19 protein-coding genes are annotated in these 25843 nt (G+C 54.8%); 4 read left to right on the top strand and 15 right to left on the bottom strand.

The genetic code is table 11. The features are described from left to right. Positions 1–13: 13 nt before the first annotated feature. Both MKX51_RS10680 and MKX51_RS10675 read right to left on the bottom strand, forming a co-directional pair. Positions 14–1000, bottom strand: a complete 987-nt coding sequence (locus tag MKX51_RS10680) for an ABC transporter permease (protein ID WP_036693453.1) — start codon at positions 998–1000, stop codon at positions 14–16. Between the two features lie 111 nt (positions 1001–1111). Then, positions 1112–2794, bottom strand: coding sequence for an extracellular solute-binding protein (locus tag MKX51_RS10675; protein ID WP_340992320.1), 1683 nt, complete (start codon positions 2792–2794; stop codon positions 1112–1114). Between the two features lie 355 nt (positions 2795–3149). Here MKX51_RS10675 and MKX51_RS10670 point away from each other — a divergent pair, with 355 nt between their 5' ends. Next, complete coding sequence (locus MKX51_RS10670; RefSeq protein ID WP_340992319.1) at positions 3150–3623, top strand: hypothetical protein; 474 nt, start codon at positions 3150–3152, stop codon at positions 3621–3623. 130 nt (positions 3624–3753) lie between these two features. On the opposite strand, the gene MKX51_RS10665 is transcribed toward MKX51_RS10670, so the two are convergent. From MKX51_RS10665 to MKX51_RS10650, 4 genes are read right to left on the bottom strand one after another with little or no spacing between them, the layout of a single operon-like run. Further along, positions 3754–6000, bottom strand: coding sequence for a glycoside hydrolase family 95 protein (locus tag MKX51_RS10665; protein WP_340992318.1), 2247 nt, complete (start codon positions 5998–6000; stop codon positions 3754–3756). A gap of 21 nt (positions 6001–6021) precedes the next feature. After that, positions 6022–7041 carry a zinc-binding alcohol dehydrogenase family protein gene (locus MKX51_RS10660; protein WP_340992317.1) on the bottom strand — a complete coding sequence of 340 codons (1020 nt, stop codon included), beginning with the start codon at positions 7039–7041 and terminating at the stop codon, positions 6022–6024. Continuing rightward, entirely contained in the window at positions 7041–8000 is a 960-nt protein-coding gene (locus MKX51_RS10655; protein WP_340992316.1) for an aldo/keto reductase, read from the bottom strand. The genes MKX51_RS10660 and MKX51_RS10655 overlap by 1 nt, the downstream gene beginning before the upstream one ends. 20 nt (positions 8001–8020) lie before the next feature. After that, a complete protein-coding gene (locus MKX51_RS10650) occupies positions 8021–8857 on the bottom strand; it encodes an amidohydrolase family protein (RefSeq protein ID WP_340992315.1) in 837 nt (278 codons plus the stop codon). Between the two features lie 132 nt (positions 8858–8989). Here MKX51_RS10650 and MKX51_RS10645 point away from each other — a divergent pair, with 132 nt between their 5' ends. Beyond that, complete coding sequence (locus MKX51_RS10645; protein ID WP_340992314.1) at positions 8990–9859, top strand: AraC family transcriptional regulator; 870 nt, start codon at positions 8990–8992, stop codon at positions 9857–9859. Between the two features lie 63 nt (positions 9860–9922). Here MKX51_RS10645 and MKX51_RS10640 read toward each other — a convergent pair whose 3' ends face one another. Further along, positions 9923–12349 (bottom strand): glycoside hydrolase family 31 protein, encoded by a 2427-nt coding sequence (locus MKX51_RS10640; protein WP_340992313.1) that lies wholly within the window; start codon positions 12347–12349, stop codon positions 9923–9925. Positions 12350–12468: 119 nt separating this feature from the next. Between MKX51_RS10640 and MKX51_RS10635 the strand changes: the two genes are divergently transcribed. Next, positions 12469–13362 (top strand): helix-turn-helix transcriptional regulator, encoded by an 894-nt coding sequence (locus tag MKX51_RS10635; RefSeq protein ID WP_340992312.1) that lies wholly within the window; start codon positions 12469–12471, stop codon positions 13360–13362. A 109-nt stretch (positions 13363–13471) separates the two neighbouring features. On the opposite strand, the gene MKX51_RS10630 is transcribed toward MKX51_RS10635, so the two are convergent. Together MKX51_RS10630 and MKX51_RS10625 are read right to left on the bottom strand one after the other, a co-directional pair. Continuing rightward, positions 13472–14899: a family 43 glycosylhydrolase gene (locus MKX51_RS10630; RefSeq protein WP_340992311.1), complete on the bottom strand. Its 1428-nt coding sequence runs from the start codon at positions 14897–14899 to the stop codon at positions 13472–13474. Between the two features lie 50 nt (positions 14900–14949). Beyond that, on the bottom strand, positions 14950–16767 hold the full coding sequence (locus MKX51_RS10625; protein ID WP_340992310.1) for a family 43 glycosylhydrolase: 1818 nt from the start codon (positions 16765–16767) through the stop codon (positions 14950–14952). A gap of 225 nt (positions 16768–16992) precedes the next feature. Here MKX51_RS10625 and MKX51_RS10620 point away from each other — a divergent pair, with 225 nt between their 5' ends. Then, on the top strand, positions 16993–18135 hold the full coding sequence (locus MKX51_RS10620; protein ID WP_340992309.1) for a glycosyl hydrolase family 8: 1143 nt from the start codon (positions 16993–16995) through the stop codon (positions 18133–18135). Positions 18136–18448: 313 nt separating this feature from the next. Here MKX51_RS10620 and MKX51_RS10615 read toward each other — a convergent pair whose 3' ends face one another. The 6 genes from MKX51_RS10615 to MKX51_RS10590 all read right to left on the bottom strand — a co-directional run bounded on the left by MKX51_RS10615 (position 18449) and on the right by MKX51_RS10590 (position 25803). Next, the gene (locus tag MKX51_RS10615) at positions 18449–18625 is read right to left on the bottom strand and encodes a hypothetical protein (protein WP_340992308.1); all 177 of its coding nucleotides are present in this window, start codon (positions 18623–18625) and stop codon (positions 18449–18451) included. Positions 18626–18714: 89 nt separating this feature from the next. Then, positions 18715–20343, bottom strand: a complete 1629-nt coding sequence (locus MKX51_RS10610; RefSeq protein ID WP_340992307.1) for a response regulator transcription factor — start codon at positions 20341–20343, stop codon at positions 18715–18717. Beyond that, on the bottom strand, positions 20321–22087 hold the full coding sequence (locus tag MKX51_RS10605) for a sensor histidine kinase (protein ID WP_340992306.1): 1767 nt from the start codon (positions 22085–22087) through the stop codon (positions 20321–20323). Before MKX51_RS10605 ends, MKX51_RS10610 begins: the two co-directional genes overlap by 23 nt. An 81-nt stretch (positions 22088–22168) precedes the next feature. Beyond that, positions 22169–23056, bottom strand: a complete 888-nt coding sequence (locus MKX51_RS10600) for a carbohydrate ABC transporter permease (protein WP_051478002.1) — start codon at positions 23054–23056, stop codon at positions 22169–22171. Between the two features lie 47 nt (positions 23057–23103). Beyond that, positions 23104–24003: an ABC transporter permease gene (locus MKX51_RS10595; RefSeq protein ID WP_340941791.1), complete on the bottom strand. Its 900-nt coding sequence runs from the start codon at positions 24001–24003 to the stop codon at positions 23104–23106. Positions 24004–24075: 72 nt separating this feature from the next. After that, positions 24076–25803 carry an extracellular solute-binding protein gene (locus MKX51_RS10590; RefSeq protein ID WP_340992305.1) on the bottom strand — a complete coding sequence of 576 codons (1728 nt, stop codon included), beginning with the start codon at positions 25801–25803 and terminating at the stop codon, positions 24076–24078. Positions 25804–25843 lie beyond the last annotated feature (40 nt).

Genomic DNA, 25843 nt, shown 5'->3' with positions numbered 1-25843 from the left:
TGGGCTTCCTCCTCTATAGTAATCGCTCTTCGCCGAGGCGTTTTGCGACATTGTTTGCGATGAATACGAGAATGACACTGACAATCGTTTTGAAGATCCCTGCCGCCGTAGCCAGCGAGTAGTTCCCCATAGCCAGACCATACTTCACTACAAAGATATCAATGGTTTGCGAATAGTCCACCGTAAGTCCGTTGCCCAGCAGATATTGAAGCTCGAAGCCGGCATCGAGAATATGTCCAATGTTCATAATCAGCAAAATAACGAATGTAGCCTTAATTCCCGGAAGCGTGATATAACGCATCTTTTGAAAACGTTTCGCGCCGTCAATGGAAGCTGCCTCGTACAGGGAAGGATCGATGGAGGTAATAGCAGCCAGATAGATAATCGTCCCCCAGCCCACCTCTTTCCACACGTTCGATGCCCCGATAATGCCCCAGAAGTATTTCCCTTCACTCAGCCACATAATCGGATCTTTAATCAGGTGAAGCTTCATTAGAACGACATTGACAATCCCGCCATCGATGGAGAGTGAAGTGGACACAATCCCCGCAGCGATAACCATGGACAGAAAGTGCGGCAAATAAGAAATCGACTGAACCGCGCGCTTGAAGAACTTGAGCTTGATCTCATTCAGCAGCAGAGCCAAACCGATAGCCGTAACCGTACCCAGTACAAGGTTGATAAAACTCATCGCAATGGTATTGCGAAGCACCAGCATAAAGGTATCATCAGAGAATAAAAACTTGAACTGCTGCAAGCCTACCCATTCCTGCTGGCCGAAGGACACCGCCGGGCGGTAATTCTGAAAGGCCATAAGCCAGCCCCAGATGGGAACATAGTTGAAGATTATCAGATAGAGTGCAATGGGCACGGACATAAAAATAAGCTGTTTCTGTGTTTTCAGTGTTTTCCAGCTGAGTTCCACACCGATTTCCGGATCGATTTTGCTTTTTCGGGTCTTCTGTTTTTTGACCTGTTTGTCCAGTACGGCATCAGACATGTTGTATTCCCTCCTGTAAAAATCATTCTCTCCACGTTGTCCTATTCACGCAGTCCTATTTAGGAAGAGCGGGAAACAGCATTTCCCGCTCCTACTTCTGTATTGAATGGTTTATTTAACGCTCCATTTTTCGATACGCTGCTGAATGCCTTCATTCATCCGGTCTTCATAGGCCTTGATGTCCAGCTTGTGGATTCTGTCCACATAATCCTGCCACACGCCGTCGAACTCAGCAGGGCTGGCCATAATGGCTTTCGGCAAATACTTAATCATGAGGTCATTCAGTTTGGACTGTGCGAGCTGTGCAGGTGAACCATCCTTAAGCACGATGGAATACGCAGGGAAGTAGATATTGTTTTCTTTTGGTTCCTTGAAGAATTCGGACCATGATTTCTTGTTGTACGCCTTCAGAATCTTCTGGTCGTAAGGCTTCAGGCTGTCGAAGAATTCCTGAGGCTGTGTACCGGCATCTGCTGCGTTACCGTCGCTGTACGTACCTTGAATCTTAGGCATGTAACCGAACATCCCTGAGATTTTGTTAGCAACCTGCCAGCTGGTCTGATCTGCATTGGCCCGTTGCTCAGGTGTACGGTAGAAGGAGCCGTCTGCGTTCACTTCATAATCTTCGCCTTTCACGCCCCATTGAAGCGTCTTCTGCCAATCCTCGGTAATCATCTTATCCCAGAATTTGATAATGCGGACAGGGTCCTTGGCATTGATCGAAATTCCGAATCCGCGGTTGGTACCGACCGCTCCGCGGTCACGATACCATTCTTCTGCGCCCGGATAGAGCAGAGGGAAGCCGATATACGTATTTTCCAGCTTGCCTTGGGAGATCAGAGATTTCTCGCCGTCCTGGAAGTTCCAGTGCTGGTCGAACATCCCGATGACCTTACCGCTTGCTACTTTGGCCAGATACTGGTCATAGTTCTGGACGAAGGCTTCTTTATCCATCAAGCCTTGAGCGTTAATCTCATTAAGCTTTTTGTAATAGGTCTTGGAGATATCCTTGTCGGCAAAAATCTGTGCTACATTGTTATCTACAATAACGGCCCCGTCATTCGGATGCCCCGACAGATGCTCTGGGGGATTCTGCAGCGGGAACACGCGCCAGTCAAAGTTGAGTGATTCGAACCCGATCATGTCCGGGTGTTTTTCTTTATATTTGGCAATGATATCGAAATACTCATCCAGGGTCTTGGGAGTAGGGTAGCCCATTTCCTCAAGCACACCTTTTTGCAGCCAGAAGCCTGGTCCCTGATAAGTAGGCTCGGTAATTTTACCTTGATAGACGCCATAGCTTGGCAGTACATAGATATGTCCGTCACTCTCATCCTTGATCTGGTTCCAGACCGCACCATAATGCTTCTTCAGGTTGGGAGCGTATTTCTCAATCAGATCCTCAAGCGGAATGTACGCCTTGGCGTTGATTAATTTGTCGTCACCCGACAGGATGTCCGGGTAGTCGCCTCCGGCAATCATGACACCCAGCTTCTGCTGCAGATCGCCGACCAGGAATTCCTGGTTGAAGCTGATTCCAGTCTCGTCCTTAATCAGCTTCAGAATCTTATTGTCAGGCGTTGGCTGTTGTCCGGGACCGTTCATGAATACCGAGAACGTTACCGGAGCCGTGTCGTCTCCGGCTGCTGCCGGGCTGGCGTTTCCTCCAGTGGCGGTATCCTTGGTACCTGTGCTGCTGGTATTATTGCTTGATCCACAGCCTGTCAGTGCCAGTGTGAGTGCTAATACACCGGCCGCAGCGGCTGCTGCTGAACGTTTTGCCGTTTTGTGCATGTTGTTATGCCTCCCCTTTTTGGCTAATCGCTTATGCTTCTAATTTCTCCTGGTGACAACTTTAATTATACGTTTTCAGAATGCGCTTACAATTCATAGAATATAGGTCTTCCCCCCTGAAAATTCATAAAAAGAAAACGCTTGCTTGCAAAGCGGCAGCGGAATTGCCGTTGTGAGTGGGGGCGTGGTGCCTGCGGGGGTTCGGCTTCTGGCTGCTTTGCGGACGCGGTATTATTCAGTGGATTCAGGTGCACTTGTGCATCTTATTGGCGCTGAGTGCCTGCTTTCGGCGGATTCTGATGCACTTGTGCGCCTCATTCACGCTGGAGCTCGCTTTCGGCGGATTCGGGAGCACTTGTGCACCTCACCATTAGGCTCGCCCCTTGCGCACCCGCCCGCACCTACGCCACTGCCAAATGTGATCGGTTTTCCGATTACATTCGGCCCGCTCGCCTCCGCGCTGCCAAATGTGATCGGTTTTTCGATTACATTCGGCCCGCGCGCCTCCGCGCTGCGTAATGTGATCGGTTTTTCGATTACATTCGGTCCGCTCGCCCCCGCGCTGCGCATTGTGATCGGTTTTTCGATTACATTCGGCCCGCTCGCTATCGCGCTGCGCAATGTAATTGGTTTTTCGATTACATTTGGCCCGCTCGCCTCCGCACTGCCAGATGTGATCGGTTTTTCGATTACATTTGGCCCGCTCGCCTCCGCGCTGCGCATTGTGATCGGTTTTTCGATTACATTTGGCCCGCGCGCCTCCGCGCTGCGTAATGTGATCGGTTTTTCGATTACATTTGGCTTACGCGCCTCCTCCGTCCAATTGTAGTCGGTTTTTCGATTACATTTGCTCCGCTCGACGTTCTAGCCAACCACAGCAGAAAGGGATTGACGCAAATGCGCCAATCCCAGTGTACTATCGTATAGTATTCGTCACCCGCACAGCCTGCTATTCAGCCTCAGCGGGTGAATGTATACGAGCTGCCCGCTTCTCCTGTGAACGATACGGAATCAAGTCCTGGACCTTCGAGCCGGCAAGGGCCGGATACGGTACATGTTACCACTGCTTCCGTAACGAGTCCACCGGTCCAGGTGAAATCGACAGTATAGCCGCCTCTTGCCCGCAGACCCTTGACACTGCCCTCACTCCAGTCGGCAGGCAATGCGGGCAGCAGTCTGATCCTATCTGTATGACTCTGCAGCAGCATCTCCGCAATGCCCGCTGTTCCTCCGAAGTTCCCGTCGATCTGGAACGGCGGATGGTTGTCGAACAGGTTAGGCAGGGTGGAGTGCTCCAGCAGCGCCCGTACATTCGTATAAGCCTTGCCTTCATCCTGGAGCCGCGCCCAGAAATTAATGATCCAGGCCCGGCTCCAGCCGGTATGTCCGCCGCCGCTGGCAAGTCTGCGTTCCAGCGTCGTACGGGCCGCTGCCGCCAGCTCCGGCGTATGCTCCACTGTGAAGGCATCCCCCGGATATAGTGCAAACAGATGCGAGATATGACGGTGCCCCGGCTCTACCTCTTCATAATCCTCCATCCATTCCTGAATCTGGCCGTATTTACCGATCTGCGGCCCCGGCAAACGGTCCAGTGCTGAGCGGAGCTCTTCGCGGAATGCCTCGTCCCGTCCGATGATTTCCGCGCTCTGGATGCAGGCCTTGAACAGAGCTTCAATGATCTGGAAGTCCATAGAAGCTCCGGCACACAGCACGCCCGATTCCCCGCCGGGCAGCTGATACGTGTTCTCCGGCGAGACGGACGGGCAGGTAATCAGCCGGCCCGATTCATCCTCTATCAGGTAATCCAGCAGGAATTGTGCAGATTCCTTCATTGTATCGTAGGTATTCGCCAGATACTGGCGGTCCTGGCTGAACCGGTAATGCTCCCACATATGCAGACACAGCCAAGCGGCTCCCAGCGGCCAGAACGATGCTGGCAGGTACGTATCCTGCGGAGCAGTATCTGCCCAAATATCCGTATTGTGGTGTGCTGTGAATCCGCCACAGCCGTACATCACCTTGGCGGTCACCCGTCCCGGTTCCCGCATCCGCTCGATCAGATCGAACAGCGGCTCATGGCATTCCGCCAGATTGCAGGGTTCAGCCGGCCAGTAATTCATTTGCGCGTTAATGTTAATCGTGAATTTGCTGTCCCAGGCCGGGGTGAAGCTGTCGTTCCAGATACCCTGCAGATTCGCAGGCAAGGAGCCTGGGCGGCTGGAGGCGATCAGCAGATAACGGCCATATTGGAAATAAGTCGAGATCAGCCCGTGATCCTCTTCCCCCTGCCGGAACCGGTCCAGCCGTTCACTTGTCGGCATTCCGCTCAGTTCCGCGTTCTCCGGCAGCGTCAGCGCAACTCGCCCGTACAGGCTGCTGTAATCTGCAATGTGGCGGGCCAGCAGCTCCTCATAAGGAACCACACTCAACGCTTCCAGCTGCCGCTTGGCATGCAGCGCCGGATCAGGATGGCGGAACGTGGTGCCTGCGGCAAGCAGCAGCGTAACCGAGCTCGCCCCCTCCACCAGCACATATTCGCCGATGTTGCGGCAGGTTCCGTCTTCTGTGACGGCCTTGAGTACGGCAGCGAAGGAGCTGCCCCCGCGCCCGCCGCATTCTCCGCCCATCACCAGCCCGCTGTCATTCCATTTCTCGGTCTTCTCCAGCATTCTCCAGTTCTGGCGGTTGAATCTGGCCTTCAGGGAGATTGCGTTCTTCCGGTCAGCGGTAATCCGCACCACGATGGCTTGATCCGGGAAGCTGGCGAACAGCTCACGGGTATACCGCACTCCGCCGGTGGAATAACTCACCTGGGATACACCGGATTCGAGATTCAGCTCCCGCTGATAGTCCTGAGCAGGCTGCTCATGTCCGCCGAACGACAGCAGCAGGTCGCCAAGCGGCAAATAATGGCGCTGTGCTTCCGGCAGCCCCACCATCGTCATGGCCGCCAGCTCCTCCGCCTCACTCAGCTTGCCTTCCAGAATCAGCTGGCGGAGCTTCGGCAAGTGGGGCAGCGCATCTTCATTGTTGCGGTCACGCGGACCTCCGTACCATACAGAATCCTCATTGAGCTGCAGCTTCTCCTCAGCCACCCTGCCAAAGATCATCGCCCCGAGCCGGCCGTTGCCGATCGGCAGCGCCTCATTCCATTCCTGTGCCGGTTCACTATACCATAACCGCTGGCTATGTTCCTTGCTTGTCATCGTTGCTTCGCTCCTTAGCAGTTAATTCAGTTCCACCAGCGCCTTGATCACCTTGGTTTCCGGATTCAGCCAGCTCTCGAACTGCCCGGTCATCTCCCCGAAGGAGCAGCGGTGGGAAATATAGCGGTCCACATCAATATAACCGTCCCTAATGGCGCTAATCACCCGTTCAAAATCCTCACGGGTCGCATTTCTGCTGCCCTGCACCGTCATCTCGCGGGCATGGAAATCAGGGTCACTAAAAGTAATGTTCCCTTTGACTAGGCCGACATAAGTCAGTGTGCCCCCATGGCCGACCAGTCCGAAAGCACCTTCCATAGATGAGATGTTGCCGGTGGAATCAATGACATGCGGCAGGAAGTTGCCGTCCGTCAGCGCCGATAGCTGCTCCTTCGGCTCCTGCAAGGCGCTTACCGTATGCTCCGCCTGCGCCCAGCCTTTGCAGAAGGCCAGACGTTCGTCATTGACATCCATCGCAATGACCTTCGCCCCAGCGTACCGGGCCATGGCCATTACGCCCAGTCCGATCGGGCCTGCGCCGATTACCAGTACCTGCTCCCCCGTGCCGACACCGGAGCGCCGCACCGCATGGGCACCGATCGCCAGCGGCTCCAGCATGGCCGCCTGATCCAGCGTCAGCCCGTCTGTCTTCAGCAGATTGCCTACAGGCAGACTTACCCGTTCCCGCATTCCGCCATCCAGGTGAACACCGAACACTCTCATTTGCTTACAGCAATTCGTTTTACCGCTCAGACAGGCCCGGCACTCTCCGCAATGCAGATACGGAATGACACTGACCTGATCACCGGCCCGCAGCCCTTGCGGGTTATCGCCAATATGCTCAATAATCCCTGCGAGCTCATGCCCCAACACACGCGGATAAGTGAAATAAGGCTGGTTGCCCCGGTAAGCGTGGAGGTCCGTCCCGCAGATGCCGATCCGGCGGATGCTTACAACCGCCTCTCCATCCAGCAGCTCCGGCTCCGGCAGATCTTCCCTGTAGACGAACTTTCCGATTTCCTCACAAATAATTCCCTTCATTATAAGCGCTCCCCGTTCCGGCTTGGTGCTTCGTTCCATTCTGCCCGGCCGCTCGGCCAGGTCGCCCCGTCGATCGGCTTCAGAATATCGCGTACATCTTCCAGTAATTGTTCATTGATCGGCTCTTCAGTCCACTTAATATTGTTGCGGATATTGGCTGGTGTCGCCGTGCTGACCAAGGTCGTAGGAATCTGCTCGTTCGCGGTGGAGAACTGGACCGCCAGCTTGGCGATGTCTTCTCCCTTGTCCCTGCAATACTCAGCGGCGCGCTGGCATGCGGCTTGAATCTCCGCACCTGCCGGATGCCAGTCCGGCACCTTGCGGTTGCTGAGCAGCCCCATCGAGATGGGCGACGCATTCATCAGCCCCGTGCCGCTCTCCTCCAGCAGCGGAAGGAGCCGGAGCAGTGTGGTATCGTTGAGCGAATAATGGCAATAGGACAGAATGACATCCAGCTTGGTCTGCGGCAGCACCTTCTCGAACACACTCAGCGGCAGGCCGCTGACGCCGAAGTAACGGATTTTGCCCGCCTGCTTCAGCTCTTCCAGCGCCGGAATCCCCTCCTCCATCACCTGTGTAAGCGAGCCGAATTCAACATCATGCAGCAGCAGAATATCCAGGTAATCTGTGCCCAGTCTGCCCATACTCTCTTCCGCGCTGCGGATGATCCGCTCTCTGGAAAAATCGAATTCCCCCTCGCCGTAACGTCCGGCCTTCGTGCTCAGGATATACTTGTCGCGCGGTACCGTCCGGAGTGCCTCACCCAGCACGGTCTCCGCCTTCATCAGACCGTAGTAAGGGGAGACGTCAATGAGGTTAATCCCCAGATCAATCGCCGTATGAACCGTGAGGATAGCCTCATCCTTCGGAACCTCCCGGAATACACTGCCCAGCGAAGAGGCACCGAAGCTTAATGCGGAGACATCCAGTCCCGTATTGCCCAGCTTTCTGTATTTCATCTTGCACTACCTCCTATGGTTTATAAATCCAGCTTATAAAATCTAACAGCATTCGCTCCAAACACCGGCTCCATCTCTTCCGCAGACAAGCGGCCTTGCAGTGCTGTGCGCAGAATCCCCACAACCTCCTCATAGGTTGCCGCCATCAGGCACACAGGCCAGTCACTGCCGAACATCACCCGCTCCGGTCCGAACAGCTCCAGCACAGCATGTACGTAAGCCGTGAAATCCTCCTGCGTCCAGCCTTGGGGATCTGCTTCAGTGACCATCCCGGACAGCTTGCAGTAAATTCCCGGATGCCCCGCAACCTCTGCCATTTGGCTTCTCCACGGCTCCAGGCTACCCGATGCAATCGGCGGCTTGGCCAGGTGATCAATGACTCCCCGCAGTCCCGGAACCTGTTCCAGCATCGCAATGAGCTGCGGAAGCTGATCGGCCAGCACCAGGAGGTCCACCGGCACATCCCGCTCCGCAAGATATGAGAGCGCTTCTATATAAGGCCGGGTCAAAAGCACCCCGGGGTCCGCCATCTCCTGAATCATCACCCGCAGCCCGGTGAACTTCGGATGTCTGCTGAGACGCTCGAATTCGGCCTGGAAGGAAGGGCTTGCCAGATCCAGCCAGCCAATCACGCCCGCGACAGACTCCGCCTGCCCGCTGAGTCCCAGAATATATTCCGTCTCCTCCACCGTAGGCGCAGCCTGTACAACAATCGTGCGGCTGATCCCGTGCTTCGTTAACTCCGGCTCCAGATCAGCGGGCAGATAATCCCGGAACAGCACCGGAATCTCCGGCGTAATCCAGCCATAATCATCCCTGTCCATCTTCCAATAATGCTGGTGAGCATCAATATACATGATAACGCCTCCATTCCACCTTATTGTAAACATCCGATAAAGGAATAAAAATAGCTAAAACAAACAAATCTATACCTTATTTTGATATGATGTGGGTAAGAATGCAGAGATGTAGCACAGGGGGGCGACTTCATGGAACCGATCCGCAGGCATTTTGACCATCAATTACCGGTTACGCTGCTGCTGGACTATAAGGAAACGAAAAGTCCGCAGCGCGAGCTGCCCGACCACCAGCATGACTGGTACGAATTCATTTACGTATACGGCGGCAAAGGAAGCTTTTTCATCGATCAGACCTTTTATGAGATGCATCCGGGTGACATTATTGTCGTTCCCGGAAACACGGTACACCGGGGATTTCCCGACAATGAGGAGCCGGTGACCTCCTCCGCCCTTTTTTTCAGCCCGGCTCTGATTCATAACCATACCTACAGTGAGTCTTATCCCTATCTGAAGCTGTTCGACGCTGCCAAGACAAACAAGCAGTACAAGTATACCCTGTCTCCAGAGCATGCTGAAATTCTGCAAAATGATATCGATGCGATCCACCGGGAACGCGAGCAGAATCAGCCGGACGGCGGGCAGGCGCTTACGCTGCTGCTTCATCTTACACTGCTGCATCTGAACCGCTACTGCCTGCCGCAAGCCGCCGAGCCGGTTGCTTCCAATCCCTTGCTGCCGGAGTGGTTCCGTGAGGCGCTCAGGGATATCAACGATCATCTGGATCAGCCGCTGGAGCTAAGCTCTCTGGCTGCGCGGGCGAATATCTCACCGGCCCATTTCAGCCGGGTCTTCAAGCAGCGTCTGGGCATGAATGTGACGGATTATATTGCGACCAAGCGGATTTTTGCCGCCAAAGACAGCCTGCTGCAATCAAGCGGCACCATTGAGCAGATCGCCATGGCCTGCGGCTTCGAGAGCCTGCCCCATTTCTACCGTACATTCAAAAGAATCACCAGCATGACACCCGCCGCCTACCGCAAGAGTAACAGAGCTTACTAGAGCTTCTCCAATTCGCTTAAGAAATGCACAAAATGCTCAAATTAGTTACAATGAACCTCAGCCTTAGCTCTGAAGATCCGCTTCGCGGACGGTTACAGCTTCCCCTTCATAACTGACAATGCGGCTTCCCGCATAACCGGCCAGCTCTACGGCAAATTGCCTTACCGCCTGCATTCCGGCATAGTCTCCGGCCCGCTTCCCGATCGTCAGGCTGCGGTCCGCTTCACACCAGCTCAGCTCAATCATGGCATAGGCGCCGGTCTCATAATTATAATTATCGCCTTCATCTTCATACAGGGTGAAGGCTGCATCCTTGCCGCCGTATACCTTGAGCCTCGTCACCGCCTCCGGCTGTTCATCCGTATATTGAACGTCGGGGCCGAGCGGAACAATGGACCCGGCGCGGACATACAGGGGAAGCGTCTCCAGATCCGCCTTGGCTTCAATCGTCACGCTGCCCTCCAGCCGTTCATCGCTCCAATAATCATACCATTCGCCTTCAGGGAGGTAGACCCGGCGCTGCTTAAGAACCCCCTCAAGCTCGCGGGAGCCGGGACCGTAATACATGGCCTCTGTGACAGGAGCCACCATGAAGGCCGGACCGAACATGAACTGGTCGCCGATGGCATGGACCTGCACATCCTCCCGGTAATCGAAGGCCAGCGCACGGAACATAGTATAGCTGCGGTGTGCCACAGCTCCGGCCAGGGAGTAGATGTATGGCATCAGCCTGTAACGGAGCTTCAGATAATTCACCAGCGTGTCATACATCTGCTCCCCCTCCTGGCCGAACTGCCATATCTCTCTCGGCGTATCCGTGCCATGCGAACGGAACATCGGCAGGAAGGCCCCGAGCTGGAACCAGCGGACATACAGCTCCCGATAGCCCAGATCCGCAACACCTTCGTTATAATCCCCGCTCCAGAACCACTGCTCCTTGGAATTCTTCACGAAGAACGCCCCGATATCCAGCGTCCAGTATGGCGAACCGGTCAGGCAAAAGTTAAGGCCGTCTGCAATCTGCTTCCTCAACGTCTCCCAGTTAGCGGCTATATCACCAGACCATGTAATCGTGCCGTAACGGTGCTGCCCTGCAAACGCGGAGCGTGTCAGATTGATTACCCTTTTCGCTGAGGTCGCTGCACGCTGGCCTTCATAGATCCCTTTGGAGTGCTGCATAGAATAGGCATTGATCAAGCCCGGATCGAGATACCGCTTCGATTCTGCCGTATTAATCAGCAGCCGCTGCTCCGGCTCCGGCTTCACCGCGCCCTTCCAGTCCGCTTCGAACGGCTCGGTGCAATCGCACCACCAGGCATCAATGCCGTGGGCGAACAGTCCTTCATTGGCCTGCTTCCAGTACAGCGCACGAGCCTCCTCCGAGAAGGCGTCATACGTCGCCTGATTGCCGAGCAGGAAGCCGCGTGCCTTCATCTCTTCATGATTCTCCCCGCCCGCGCCCATAATCGGCCAGATGGATACCATCAGCTTGGCGTTCATAGCGTGCAGGCTGTCCATCATCTGCGAGGGATCGGGGAAGCGCTCAGGATCAAAAGTCTTTTGCCCCCACAGATTACCCGTCCAGGACTGCCAGTCGAGCACGATACAGTCGAGGGGAAGCGAACGTTCACGATACTCTTGCACAGTGGCAAGAAGTTCTGCCTGGGAGACGTATCTTTCCTTGGACTGCACATACCCGAAGGACCACTTCGGCAGCATTGGCGCATCTCCGGTCAGGTAGCGGATTCCCGCCGTAATCTGATCGAATTCCGGACCATAAATGAAACAGTAATCCATCTCTTCATCCGCATCGCTCCAGAGGTACGAGCCAAAGGCATCGTCATGAAAAGTCATATAAGACCCCGAATCTACCAGAATCCCGTACCCGCGTGTAGACACCAGTACCGGTACAACCGCCTTCATATTCTGCTGGTACAAGTATTGCTGCCGTCCCCGGAGGTTCATCATCCCCTCTTCATGGGAGCCAAGTCCGTACAGAGCTTCGCCTTCCTGCCATTCGAATTCCAGCTTCGTGTGAAAAGCCTCCCGGTCCAGCCTCCGGTTGACGCCCTCCGCTCTGGCACGCAGCCCATCCGCACCCTGTCCGGTCTCTACCGTGTCTGCCGAAGCATCGAATACCGTATGATAGACCTCTGTGCGCTCCAGGGTTTTGCCGCCTCTGGCCGGCTCCCGTGTCAGCAGTGTGCCGTCCGCAGCTCTATAGCTGAACGCACAGGTCTCTTTATCCACTTCAATCGTTAGCTGCGCCGTTGAGATCTCCAGATGGCCGGGCAGTTCTGTAATAGTGCAAGCTACATTCTCTGCTTCTGTCCGGCGTACCACCATCAGACTTTCTTTACCGCTCAGTTCAGCATTCAGCGTATAGCGGATTCTGGCAATCCCCGGCGTACACCAGCCAATATGCATCATTCCCTCACTAGTCTCCAGCCTTACGCCAGCCTCGCCGGATTGAACAGCTATCAGTTTCATTATGGTTTCACCCTTCCTTATGACTTCCTCTGATGATAATGATATTATTATTGATAGCGGTTCATCTACCATATATTTGCGCGATATCATCACAATATAGCGATTCAGAGGAGGGCATCATGTACGAACACCGTTACCGGGAGAACAAGCTGCACGGCCAGCCGGAATTCCCGCTGCATATCTACCGGGTGGAGCATCAGGCCCGCGTGCATTCCATTCTTCCCGTGCACTGGCATAACGAGATGGAGATAATCTATCTGGCGGAAGGCCGCGCTACCTTCTATATTGAGAGCCGCGAGTTCGCCATTCAAGCAGGAGATGCCCTGATTGTTCATCCCGGCGAGCTTCATTCAGGCATGGACACCGCCATGGGCGGCACCTGTTATTATTCCATCGTGTTCAAAGGCTCCTGGCTGTCTTCGCCTCAGCCCGACAGGGTGCAGGAGCTGTTCCTGGACCCCGTCCTGCAAGGGAAGGTCCGGCTTCCCGCTCTGTTATCTGCTGCAGATGCCGCCCACTCCCCCTTGCTTCAGCTGATCAGGGAGCTGCTAAGCCGCTATGAGCGTAAGTCCGGGGCATACGAAATGAGTCTGAAGGCGCTCTTACTGCTGTTCATCGCAGACAGCTATCAATACGGGCTGACCGGGCTGAACCCGGCGGCGGAGACCCGGCACGGCCGGGAATATAACCGGCAGATCCGGGAGGTGCTGAGCTATATGGAGGCACATTCCCGCGACCGGCTGGAGCTGGATCAGCTTGCCTCCGTTGTATCGCTTAGCCGCTCGCATTTCTGCAAGTTTTTCAAGGCTCAGACCGGGATGCGACCGATGGAGTATCTGAATTATATCCGCATCAGCCAGGCGGCCAGTCTGCTCCGCAGCGGATCATACAATGTGCTGGAGGCTGCGCTGGAGTCAGGCTACCAGCATGTCAGCTATTTCTCCAAATGGTTCAAGCATTATATGAACATGCCCCCATCAGAGTACAAGGCCCGGTATTCTTCCGGCGTGTAGCTGCGGGCTCAGAGTATACGCTCCACGATGTGAACGACAAAACAGCAGCACCGGGAACACGCTCCCTGGTCCTGCTGTCTGTGTCATGCCCGGTCTGAATGCCTCCGGTCTACTCCAGCGTAAATGATGCAAACTGCGCGCCGCCGCCTCCGGTATACGTGAAATACAAGGCCTGCACGCCGTCTGGAATCGCCACTTCCGCAGCATATTCTTTCCAGACATTAGTGAAGCCTACCGGAATAGAAGCAAGCGCAGGCCCGTCCCAAGCAGTCTTCACCTGGAACTCCCCATGGCAATATCCCCGCACCTTGATGGAGACCCGGCTAACCCCCTTGCAGTCAAAATACTTGAACCCCGCAGTCGCCGACTCCGTCATATTGGCAATATAGCCAACCTCTTCTTCGCCGTCTCTGCCGTCCTGGGTAATCTTCGGGAACCGGCTGTCCATCCAGGCACCCATCTTGCCAAACCCTCCGGTATACATCTCCTGATCCTTGGTGAACAAATGACAGGCCAGGTAGGCCGGATATTCTCCGCGTCCCTCCAGCGGGCCGCCGTTCGGGCCTGAGGTTGTAATCTCCACCTGCGGGATGGTGCCGTCTTCACGGAACGTAATCGGCTCGATGCAGCCCTGGCGCGAGAACGCGGTCCCGTTGGTATGCCGGTGATAGAAGATATACCACGCTCCATTAACCTCCACGATGCTGCCGTGGTTATTGCCGCCGTAATACATCGTCTGGTCCGCAGGCTTATACGTATCGATATGCAGATCACAGTTGCTCACAATGACTCCCTGATATACGAAATCCCGGGTGGGATGACTGCTGGTGGCATAACACAGCTCATGCATGGAGATGGAGGAGTAGATCAGGTAGTAGATATCCCCTCTTTTGCGGATGGAAGGGGCCTCGAAGAACTCATAGCCCTCGAAGCCGGTCCCCTGGCTGTAAGGCTGGCTCGGTGCAACGAACACAGGCTCTTCAATAATCGTAAGCATATCAGGACCCAGTACGGTAGCCATCGCGCCGTGTCTGGACTTGTCGCCGTATCCGCAGAAGCCGGTATACAGGTAAGTGGTGTCTCCTTCGGTTAATACCCCCGGGTCAAACTGCGGCTCATCACCCTCCCGTTCGCCCAGACGCGTGCCGTCCTTATAGGTGACATAGCCGTAGAATTCGTATTTGCCGCCCGGCTTATCGCAGACCGCTACCGATACGACAGGAACCTTGTCCAGTACATAGTAGAGATAGTAGCGCCCGTCCGGTCCCTGCGTCACATCCGGTGCATAGAGACACATGCTGCCTTCCGGGTTGAGCGGATCATCTGTCGTCCGGTAGATCACCCCTTCATACTGCCAATCGCCCAGATTGTCCTCCGGCGCTGACCAGCAGACATAGTCGTTCAGACAGAAAGCGTGGCCGTTGAACCGGTCATGTGAGCCATAGACATATACTCTTCCTTCAAAAACATAAGGCTCCGCATCCGGCACATACTCCCAGGAAGGCAGATAGGGGTTAAATCCTTGTTGTTGTGTCATTCTAACATCCTCCATTTGTTATATAGATTGTCGTTGTAAGAGGTGCCCGGCTAAGCAAGCACAGTCACCTGTATCGTGCACTCGGCGTAATCCGGGTGTACATCTCTATCCCCGGCCACATCGAGCAAGGGTACGCCGTTACTGTTGTAATGGACTCTGTGGATCGCCGAGCATCTCGTTCCATGCTTCACCAACTGCTCTTCCCCGTGGTAGAGAACTAGCATAGTACCGTCTGTATCCCGGAAAAAGGAATTATGCCCCGGGCCGTACACCCCATCCAGCGAATAATAAGAAAGTGCTGGCGTAGCCGCCTTGCTCCAGGCACCGGCATCCAGAACATCGCCGCCCCGTGGAATGCTTAACCAGCCTACCGCATAGGTATACCCTGTTGCCGCCCCGCCGGAATAGGCAATATACACGGTATCTTCCGTCAGGAGCGGATACGGGCCTTCGTTGTTGATGGTGCCCTGAACATTCTCCCAGCCGAGCAGCGGACGCGACAGCAGCACCGGCTCACTGGTTAATACCGCCGGGTTCGCTTCATCTACAGTGGCGATATACAGCATGGAGCCGGTATCCAGCGGCGTTCCGATTCCTTTGCGGTAAGACCAGACAACACATGAGGTGTTGTCTACCTTGAAATAAGTCATATCCAGCGTAATGCCGTCTGCGGCCAAAGGAGTGCCGTCCATCCGCTTCACCCGGACCGGCGTGCTCCAATCTCCGGCCTTCATAATATCTCCGCCGGGGTTCAGCTTCATCAGATGGCATTGCGGTCCCCATACCTTGCCGCCAACAGCGAACAGGATGTACAGCTCCCCGCCGATGACATGGAATTCCGGTGCCCAGAAGGTCTGGATGAAGTTCAGCTCCTCATTCAGGTCCAGTATAACGGCTTCCTGGAAGCCCGGAGCGAATAAGTCCTGTAAAGTATCTGCCACGCGGACATAGATGCCGATATTATTGACATTGTCATTGGTAGCCAGGAAGTAATACCTGCCGTTCCAGGGGAGAATTACAGGGTCTGCATAGCCGCTTGCTAACGGGAACGGCAAGTCGTAAGTGACCACTTTGCCATGTATGGTATGAGTTCCTGGCAAGGTGAAATCAATCCCTGCGGTATCCCAGTCCACCCGCTTATCGGCAGTGGAGCCGTCCGAATATAGCGCTGTGGCTCTGACCTTTGCCAATTCGGCGGCGGAGTGGACACTGACCTGCTCCGCCACGCGAATACCGGTGTTATGCACCGGGATCCAGGCCGCCTGGACCTTGCGGCCGGTGGGGCCATCCACGGTCAGCACATTCCCCGGACGGGTTCCGGGCAGCGGCTGGGCGGGCCGCTCTGCGGTGAAGGCTTCCGCAGGCTCCGGCGGCGAGATCCCTTCCGGCTTCCGCAGGTCAGCCAGCCGGTTCACATAATAGTTGCCGTCGTTGTCCTTCCAGCGGATCTCATACCCGCCAGTGCTGTCCAGTGCGCAGACGGCTTCTTTTACATACCGTTCATGGTCTAGCCGGACAAGCCGCTGAGCATCGAAGGTCACCAGATCCGGCGAGGTCCACAGCAGAATCTGCCCCCTGCTCTCCCCGTCATCCTCCCCCGAGGCGTCAATCCTTACCGCAATCATCCCGAAAGCACCATCCTGTGTGCGGAACAGATAGGGGTTTTTGAGTCCTTTTTCATGAATCACATTCTTCTCATCCACGGTGGCCACGGCAAATAATAGGCCATAGTTCCGGTTCAGCGGCTGAAATTCGTTAGGGTCATCTGTACAGGCCATATGAACACTGTTGGCGAGAGACCCAGTGTAATCCTGGTTCGGTATGCGCGTGTAGACTGTAAGCTTCATTAGCTCTGCAACCTCATTCATAGCTCTATCACCCTTACCTTGTTATTCATCTTGCAGCATGTCCCTATCAGTATAGAGAAGCTTTTGGCGTGAAGTCCATGACATATAGACACCTAAGCTTGATCTATCCTTAGATTATGGGCTGGAGCCGGAATCGTCTATAAAATATCTGGAAAACGCTTTAATCTCTATACTGCCGCTTATGGTATACTTGGGCCAAATAAAATTCACCTGGAGGATGTTATGATGAATACTACAGAGGGGTCTTTTTACACAGGAGAGTACAGAAATCTGTTTCTTGAGAATGGACTGCGTCCGGAGGCCATTCAGCAGCGGCTGGAAGATACCTGGAACGAAATGTTCTACGGCGCCCCTGATGTCCGGCTCTATCATACTATGGATGATGATAAGGGTTATATCGTAGATACAGGTAATACCGATGTGCGCACAGAGGGCATGTCCTACGGGATGATGATGGCGGTTCAGATGGATAAAAAGGAGGAGTTCGACCGGCTCTGGAATTTCGCCAAGGTATTCATGCAGCATACGGAGGGCCGTTACAAGGATTATTTCGCCTGGCATTGTAAACTGGATGGTACACGGCTGTCTCCCGGCCCCGCGCCGGATGGAGAGGAGTTCTTCGCGATGGCACTGTTCTTCGCTTCCCGCCGCTGGGGTGACGGGGCCGCGCCGTTCAATTATTCCGAGCAGGCCAGAATTATTCTCCGCGCTTGTGTGCACAAGGGAGAAGACGGGGAAGGCGATCCGATGTGGGACCCGGCGACCCGGCTGATCAAGTTCATCCCGGAGACTCCGTTCAGCGATCCCTCCTATCATTTGCCGCATTTCTATGATTTGTTTGCGCTGGAAGCGGATGAAGCAGACCGGGCGTTCTGGAAGGATGCGGCTGCCAAGAGTCGGGATTACCTACACCTGGCCTGCCACCCGGTTACCGGGCTGTCGCCGGAATACGCCAACTATGACGGAACTCCGGCGGACCCTCAACCGCATGGCGATTTCCGCCACTTTTTCAGTGATGCTTACCGGGTCGCCGCCAACATCGGGCTGGATTATGAATGGTTCCGCTGCGATCCTTGGCAGGTAGAGCAGTCTAACCGCATTCAGGCTTTCTTCCGCGATATCGATCCGGCTGATTACCGGCGGTATACCATTGACGGTCAGCCGTTTGACGAGCTGTCCCTGCATCCGGTCGGCCTGCTATCCACGCTGGCCATGGCCTCGCTTGCCGCCGATGGCCCCGATGCCGGTCATTTCGTCAAGCTATTCTGGGACACCCCGCTGCGCACCGGAGAACGGCGGTATTACGACAACTGTCTATACTTCTTCACCATGCTGGCGCTGAGCGGGAATTACCGGATTTACTTGTAAAAGAAACTAACTAAATTTAGCCAACTTCTGCTGATATCAGGTGCACTTGTGCTCCTGATTCGCTCATTTAGTCGGCTTCTGCTGATATCTGGTGCACTTCTGCACCTGATTTACTCATTTAGCCGACTTCTGCTGATATCTGGTGCACTTCTGCACCTGATTTACTCATTTAGCCGACTTCTGCTGATATCTGGTGCACTTGTGCACCTGATTCGCTCATTTAGCCAACTTCTGCTGATATCTGGTGCACTTCTGCACCTGATTCGCTCATTTAGCCAACTTCTGCTGATATCAGGTGCACTTCTGCTCCTCGTTACTCTAATACTATCCCTTTCATTTCCCCATTCAGCCCACTTTTGGCTGCACCAAAGGGATTTATCCCTCTCATTTCTCCGTCCAGCCCACTTTTGGCTGCACCAAAGGGATTTATCCCTTTCATTTCCCCGTCCAGCCCACTTTTGGCTGCATTAATGGGATTTATCCCTTTCATTTACTCCCCCCAACGAACAATCGCTCCCCCGGACGAATGGAGGCAACGCCATCCATCCCGAAGGAGCGATTTTCTTATATCCTATCCATTTACCCGCTAACCACATCCGCACGGTATTCCTGCGGCGTGGTTCCGGTCCACTTTTTGAAGACCCGCGTGAAGGATTGCGGGGTGACGTAGCCGATCCGCGAGCCGACCTCGGCGACCTTCAGCTCCCCTCTGCGCAGCAGCTCCTTGGCCTGGCGGACGCGCAGCTCCTCGATATACTCGGACAGATTGATTCCCCGTTCCTGCTTGAACAGGCGGGACAGATAGGAGGGATTGAAGTGGATCAGATCGGCCAGACGGACCAGCGACAGGTCCTGGTCGAGATTCTCTTCTATATATAGGCAGATCCGGTCGATAACACCCGCCGCCCGCTTCTGCTCGCCGCTCCTGCGGACAGAGAACAGATTCCCGGCGGTGTCCTCCAGATAGCGGAAGGCTTCTCCCCATGTCCGGTGGACCTCCAGCTGCATCAGCCCGCTTGCCCCGATCTCCTGGTCCGCTTCCCATCTGTTGGTATACGACATGAGCATCAGAGCAATGGTGTAATACAGCTCAGTCAAATAAGGGTTGCCCCGCGCGCATTCCTGCCCCGCCGGTTCAGCCATCTCCCCAAACAGCCGGAGGAATTCCTCCTTCCGGCCCGCCTCCAGATGCGCAGCCAGCGTCTCCACCTTGCCCTGCATGAACCGGTCACGCACGGTATCCGGCGCCGCCGCTTCATTCAGCTGCACCTTCTGCACCATCCGCTCTCCGTCTCCTGCCCGGTAATGCTGAACCTGCCTCGCTTTATCGTATACTACCTGAAGCCTGGACCAGGTACACTCCTCCGCACTGAGCGTGATGGCCATCCCGACCTCCAGCGATTCCCTGCACGACTGCTGAATCAGCTCGAAGGTGCCTTCCAGAAATTTAATTATCTGCTCCAAATCTTCCGGCTGCGAAGCCTCTCCCGTCCCGCCCGGCTGAATCAGCCAGATCAGGTCACCGTACCGGTCGATCACCCCAAGGCTGACCGTCCGCTCCTTCAGCAGCTTCTCCGACAGGAACTTGACCGCAAGCGCCGTCTCCCGGCGGTCCATATAGGTGCGCGAGGATTCAGGATCACTGATGCTGCCAAGTGCGATCAGCACCGGCCGCGAAGCATCCAGCGGAATGTTCAGACGGACGAAGTCCCCGGCCATATCCTGATCCGCCTTGACGCTGTGAATGAGATGGCGGAAATAATCGCCCTGTGCCAAGGTCTCCAGCGTATTCAGCTGCTCCTTGGATTCACGGATCAGATCATTCACCTGCATGGTGTCGTTCAATTCCTGCAGCGCACGCATCACCGCTTCAATCAGCTTCGGATAACCTTCATTCTTGAGCACATACTGGACGCCCGGAGCCTGAATCGCCTGGTAGACATAATTGAAGTCGCTGTGTCCGGTCAGGAAGACGATTTTGCATTGCGGCCAGCTCCGGCGGATATGCTCCATCAGCTCCAGCCCGTCCATCTCGGGCATGCAGATATCAGACAGGACAATATCCACCCGGGTCCGGTGCAGCAGATTTAGCGCTTCACGGCCCGAGTAGGCCTTGTAGATGTCCAGCTCAAGCGCCATTTTGCCGAAAATTACCGCCAGTCCATCTGTGATAATCTCTTCATCATCAACGATAAGCATCCTGTACATCAGCATTCTCACCTCCAGCTCTAAGCAGGATGGTTACCCTTAGTCCGCCCAGCTCACTCCGGTCCGCCAGCAAGCCGCTCTCTTCCCCGAAGGTTATGCGGATGCGCCGGTGAATATTCACTAGGCCGGTGGTCTCCGCATGCTCCTGATAGACATGAAGGGACTCTTTCAATTGCGCCAGTGTGTCATCGGTCAGCCGGTCCCCGTTGTCCTCCACAATGATGCGGATACATGCATCCTCCTGCTCAAAACGCACAATGATCAGGCCCTCCATGGCCTTCTTTTCCAGGCTGTGCTTGAACGCGTTCTCAATAATCGGCTGCACAATCAGCCGCGGAACGGGCACCTTCTTCAGCTCCTCCGACAAGGCATCGAACCGGACCCCAATTCTGCGGGAGAAGCGCATGGCCTGAATCTCTGTATACATCCTTGCATGGTGAATCTCCTGCTCCAATGACACCAGATCGGAAGCGTTCCGGGTGACAAACTGGAAGTATTCCCCTAGCATCGTAGTAAGCTGTTCGATCCGCTCGGTATCGCCGGTCTTCGCCATTGTGTTCAGAATGAAGAAGCTGTTATACAGAAAATGCGGGTTAATCTGTGATTGCAGCTGCTTCAGCTCTGCCCGCTGGGCCATAATCTTCTGCTTGTACACCTGGTCGATCAGGGAGTGCAGATTGCTGACCATCTGGTTGAAGCGGCTGTACAGATAACGGAATTCATCCTTCGACTCATGCTGGATATGAATGTCCAGATCGCCCTGCTCCATTCTCCGGAAGCTCTTCACCAGCGTCAGCATCGGCTTATGAATGAACTTGTAGGTCGATAGTGCAAAAGCAATGATGATAGCAAGCGCAGCCACGGCAAACACCCAGGCCCAGGTATAGAATTTGCTCAGCGGATTCTTGATAATAGCCTCCGGGATGATCCGGTAGATGGACAAGCCAAGCTCCTGTGAGCCGGTCTGGACGATATAATAAGGCGCACCTGCGATCCTCAGCCTCTCCCCGGAGGCCACCGCGCGGATATCCCGGGCATACTGGGACGGTTCTGCCTGCGCCAGCCCGCCGGTCATGCTATAGAGCGCGAATCTCGCACTATCGGAGAGCAGCAGCGTTCCACTGCCGGGATACGTATTGAATTGGCCCAGCGCCGCCCGCAGCTCCTGGGTGTCCAGCTCAATCTCGACCGTCAGCAGCGGCTCCGCCCCCTTGATGCCCCGCTGCTTCATCGCACTAAGGTACAGGCCGCCATCCCACTCAATCACCTGGGAACGGCGGTCCCCGAAGACCGAGCGGATCTCGCGGAAGCGCTTCAGTTCAATCTCACGCACGCCGCCGACTGATGAGATGGTCCGGCCTATAGTCATGATATGAACCCTGACGTCCTTGATATACGTGCTGCTGTTCTGCACGATGAACAGCCGCTTCATCAGCGAGTTCAGATTCTCCGTGCGGTCAATGGTCGGCAGCGTCTCCCAGGTCAGAGCCAGCTTGTTCAGATCCTCATCCTCCAGCAGGCTGTATTGCAGCAGCTTCATCCGCTCGATCTCATTCTCCATATCATTTAAATAGAAGACGGTCTGCGCGCTGGCCGAGCTTCGGATATCGCTGCTGGCCGTTTGCACAATCCACTGGTACAAATAAGCGGCGAAGACAAGAATAGGCAGCATAATGAGCAGAAAGGTCACAATCAGCCGCAGAAATATTGTATTGCGCAGTGAGTAATCCTTTTTGAACAACAATCCCAGGCCCCCAGCAATCATTTTCACCATTATAGCCTGAATCCGGGGAGAGCCGCAGGCTTATGCATAACTTCCGGGAGGTTAACCTTTGACACTGCCGAGTACAATCCCCTTCACGAAATATTTCTGCAGGAACGGATAGGCCAGAATAATCGGCAGGGAGCCGAGGAAGATCTGGGAAGACTTCAGCGTCCGGTCCGAGATCAGCGCCAGATCAAGCATGGCATCGCGCGACATATTCGACAGGTTCTGCTGGATTACAATCGTCTGAATATAGCTCTGCAGCGGATAGTTGGCCGGATTCCCCATGAGCAGCAGGCCGTCGAACCAGCTGTTCCAGTGTTCCACCATCGAGAACAAGGCCAGTGTAGCCAGCGCCGGCTTGGAGATCGGCACGAAGATAGACCAGACCGTCCGGAAGTGGCCGGCCCCGTCAATCAGCGCCGCCTCTTCCAGCTCCTTCGGAATCTCCCTGAAGAAGTTAAGCAGCAGCACCACACTGAACACAGGAACTGCGCCGGGCAGCACCAGCGCCCAGATGGAATCCAGCAGGCCGTACTCCTTGAGCGTGGTATACCAGGGGATCAGCCCGCCGTTGAACAGCATCGTGACGAAGAAGGCCCAGGCATAGACGCTGCGGAACCGCAGAGCGTGTGATTCCTTGGATAGCGGGTAGGCCACGAGGATCGTCAGCAACAGGTTCAGCGGCGTCCCAATCCCGATCCGGGTCAGCGATACAAGCATCGACTGCCAGAATTCTGTGCGGCTCATCGTATACATATACGAGGCGAATGTGAAATCTACCGGCCAGAGCCTGACATACCCTGCGGAGGCGGCCGCGCTGGAGCTGAAGGACACCGCTATAATATGAATGAGCGGGAGGATACAGAGCAGTGAGACCAGAATGAGAAAGGTGGCGTTCAGCACCGATATCCCGTCGAACTTTTTTGAACGGTGAACAGTAGTTATGTCTGTCTGCTTAGGCGTAAGCGGTTGCTGCAAGGGAGCTCCCTCCTCTAAAAAATCCGGTATTTGGCGAAACGGTAAGCCAGGAAATACGAGCTGGAAATTAAGGTAAGCGATATGATCGATTTAAAGAAGCCGACGGCAGTCGCTACGCCGTACTGTGCGTCCAGCAGACCGATCCGGTAAACGAAGGTATCCAGGATATCCCCGCTCTCATAGACCTGCGGACTGTACAGATTGAAGACCTGATCGAAGCCCGCATTCAACAGCTGTCCCAGACTGAGTACCGACAGCAGGACGATGACCATGCGGATGCCCGGAATGGTAATATGCCAGGTCTTGTGCCAGCGGTTCGCACCGTCAATGGTAGCTGCTTCATATAACCCGGGATCGATACCCGTTATGGCCGCCAGATATACAATCGTGCCGTAGCCGAAGTTCTTCCACACATCCGAAGCAATCAGCGTGAAGGGGAACCAGTCATTGTCGCCGAGGAAGAATATCTTGGAGACACCGAACCATCCGAGGAATTCATTCACAATCCCGCCCGATGGAGACAGAATATCAATCAAGATGCCGCCAAGCACGACCCAGGACAAGAAATACGGCAGATAGATCGCTGTCTGTACGGAACGCTTGATTACATTACTGGCCAGCTCGTTCAGCAGAATCGCGAACACCAGCGGAATAATCAGGCCCAGAATCAGCTTGAGACTTGAAATAAACAGCGTATTCCACAGCACCTGTGTGAAGCTTGGCAGGTTCATCACATATTCGAAGTTATCCAGACCCACCCACTTCTGATCCCCGAACAAGCCCTTGGCAGGGATGAATTTCTGGAACGCGATCATGACACCGGCCATGGGGACGTAGGAGAACAGAATGATCATCACCAGTCCCGGCAAAAGCATCAAATGAAGCGGCAGTTCTTTTCGCAGTTTTGTTCTCATCGTTATCCTCCACATCTGCAGGCAAGAATGGAATGGAGGAAGAAAAGGTCGTTTTCTTCCTCCAGGGGCGCCTTATTTCTTAGTCGCTGCGTACCATTCGTTGACCTCTTGCGTAATTTGATCGCCGCCCAGCTTCTGCCAGTCCTTCACGAACTGGTCGAACTTATCGATAGGGTCACCCAGAATGATTTTGACAAACATTTCATTCTGCTGCTTCTCAAGCGTTGTCTTGCGCTCGACCATGGTCGGAGTCGGAGCGCCGACGAACTTCTCCTGAATGAACTGCTCATTCTTGATGTACTGGTCGGCTATGCCCATGGAGCCCTGCTCGCCATAGATCCGTTCCCAGCCCCACAGGGCGAAGCCTTCCGAAGTGCCTGAAGCATACGATTCCAGCTTCTCCTGGATGGTCTTAGCTTCCCCCACCAGCTTCGAGAAGTCACCGGCCTTGCGGGCGGCATCAATCTCACGGAACGCGTCTACGTTCTTCGTTACCGGATATGGCGTTACCGGAGACAGCTGCCAGACACTCTCCGCTTCCGGCGGCGCAAAGTATTTATCGAATTCGGCTGTCTCGCCCCAATTCTTCTCCAGATGGAGGTTGAACAATTTGATCACTGCTTCCGGATGGGCAGCGCCTTTCTTGACCGCGAAAAAGCGGGTCGTGCTGAATTTCAGCGGCACCTTCGGCGTGTCGCCCGATTCCGAGACAATCGGGAAGGCCTGCCACTGCGCCTTGGGATCATTGTCTCGGTTCAGCTGCAGCGGCCAGATGGAATTCCACTGCTCGCCGTATTCCATCCCGATCTTGCCGGCGGAGATCAGCTCGGAGACCTTGCCTCCGTCCTTGACGCCGAATTCCTGGTCCAGCTGGCCCTTCTTGGCCATATCCTGCAGCACCTGGAGCGCTTTCTTCACTTCCGGCTGAATACTGCCGTATACCAGCTTGCCGTTCTCATCCTCCAGCCAGATATTCGGATAGGCATTATACCCGGCCATGAAGCCTTCCAGTCCCATCGCCCCGCCCCACAGATCCTTGGTGATGCCAAGGCCATAGGTGTCCTTCTTGCCGTTACCGTCAGGGTCCTTATCGGCGAACGCTTCAGAGATCGCCAGGACATCCGCCATCGTCTTCGGCGGCTGCATACCGAGCTTCTCCAGCCAGTCGGTCCGGATCCAGATATACATCGAGCGTTCAATGGAGGATTCCAGGCTCGGGATAGCCATCAGCTTGCCGTCAAAGGTCGCCGCATCGAACACACTCGTGCCTTCTCCCGACAGCACCTTCTTGGTGAATGGGGAAGCATACTTTTCGTATAACGCCGTCATATCCTCAATCTGGTCCGAATCAGCCAATTGCTTCAGCTGGGTGGCGTTGACCGGCGTTACATCCGGCAGATCCCCGGAGGCCAACGTAACGTTAATCTTCTGGAGATATTGGTCGGAGGTCTGGCTGCCCTTTACAATCCAGTTATACTTAATCTTGATCCCGAGCTGATCCTCATACAGCTTGGTCCAGCGGTTGTTATCAATCGTCTCATCCTTCAATACGCCAAGCACGTTATTCTCTACCACATCGCCCAGATCTCTGACGAACGACACCTCAATCGGAGGATCGTATTTGCCGAGTGGACTCTCATCTACAGCTGCGCTTGGCTTCGGATCATTACCGGCCGCCGCCTCCTTGCCGCTGTTACCAGACTCCAGCTTGCCTGAGCATGCAGACAGTAGAAGTGCAGACAACAACAGGATGGAAGTACTCTTCAGTAGGCCCGGACCTTTTCTTGTACCTGTGTTCATAGTCAACCCCCAGTTCAATGTTTGTGGTCATTATTTGGTT

Origin of the sequence: Paenibacillus sp. FSL M7-0420 (genome assembly GCF_038002345.1) — a bacterium.
GTDB lineage: Bacteria > Bacillota > Bacilli > Paenibacillales > Paenibacillaceae > Paenibacillus_AQ.
Note: the sequence above shows the minus strand (reverse complement) of the source record. Positions and strands in the feature narration are given on the sequence as shown.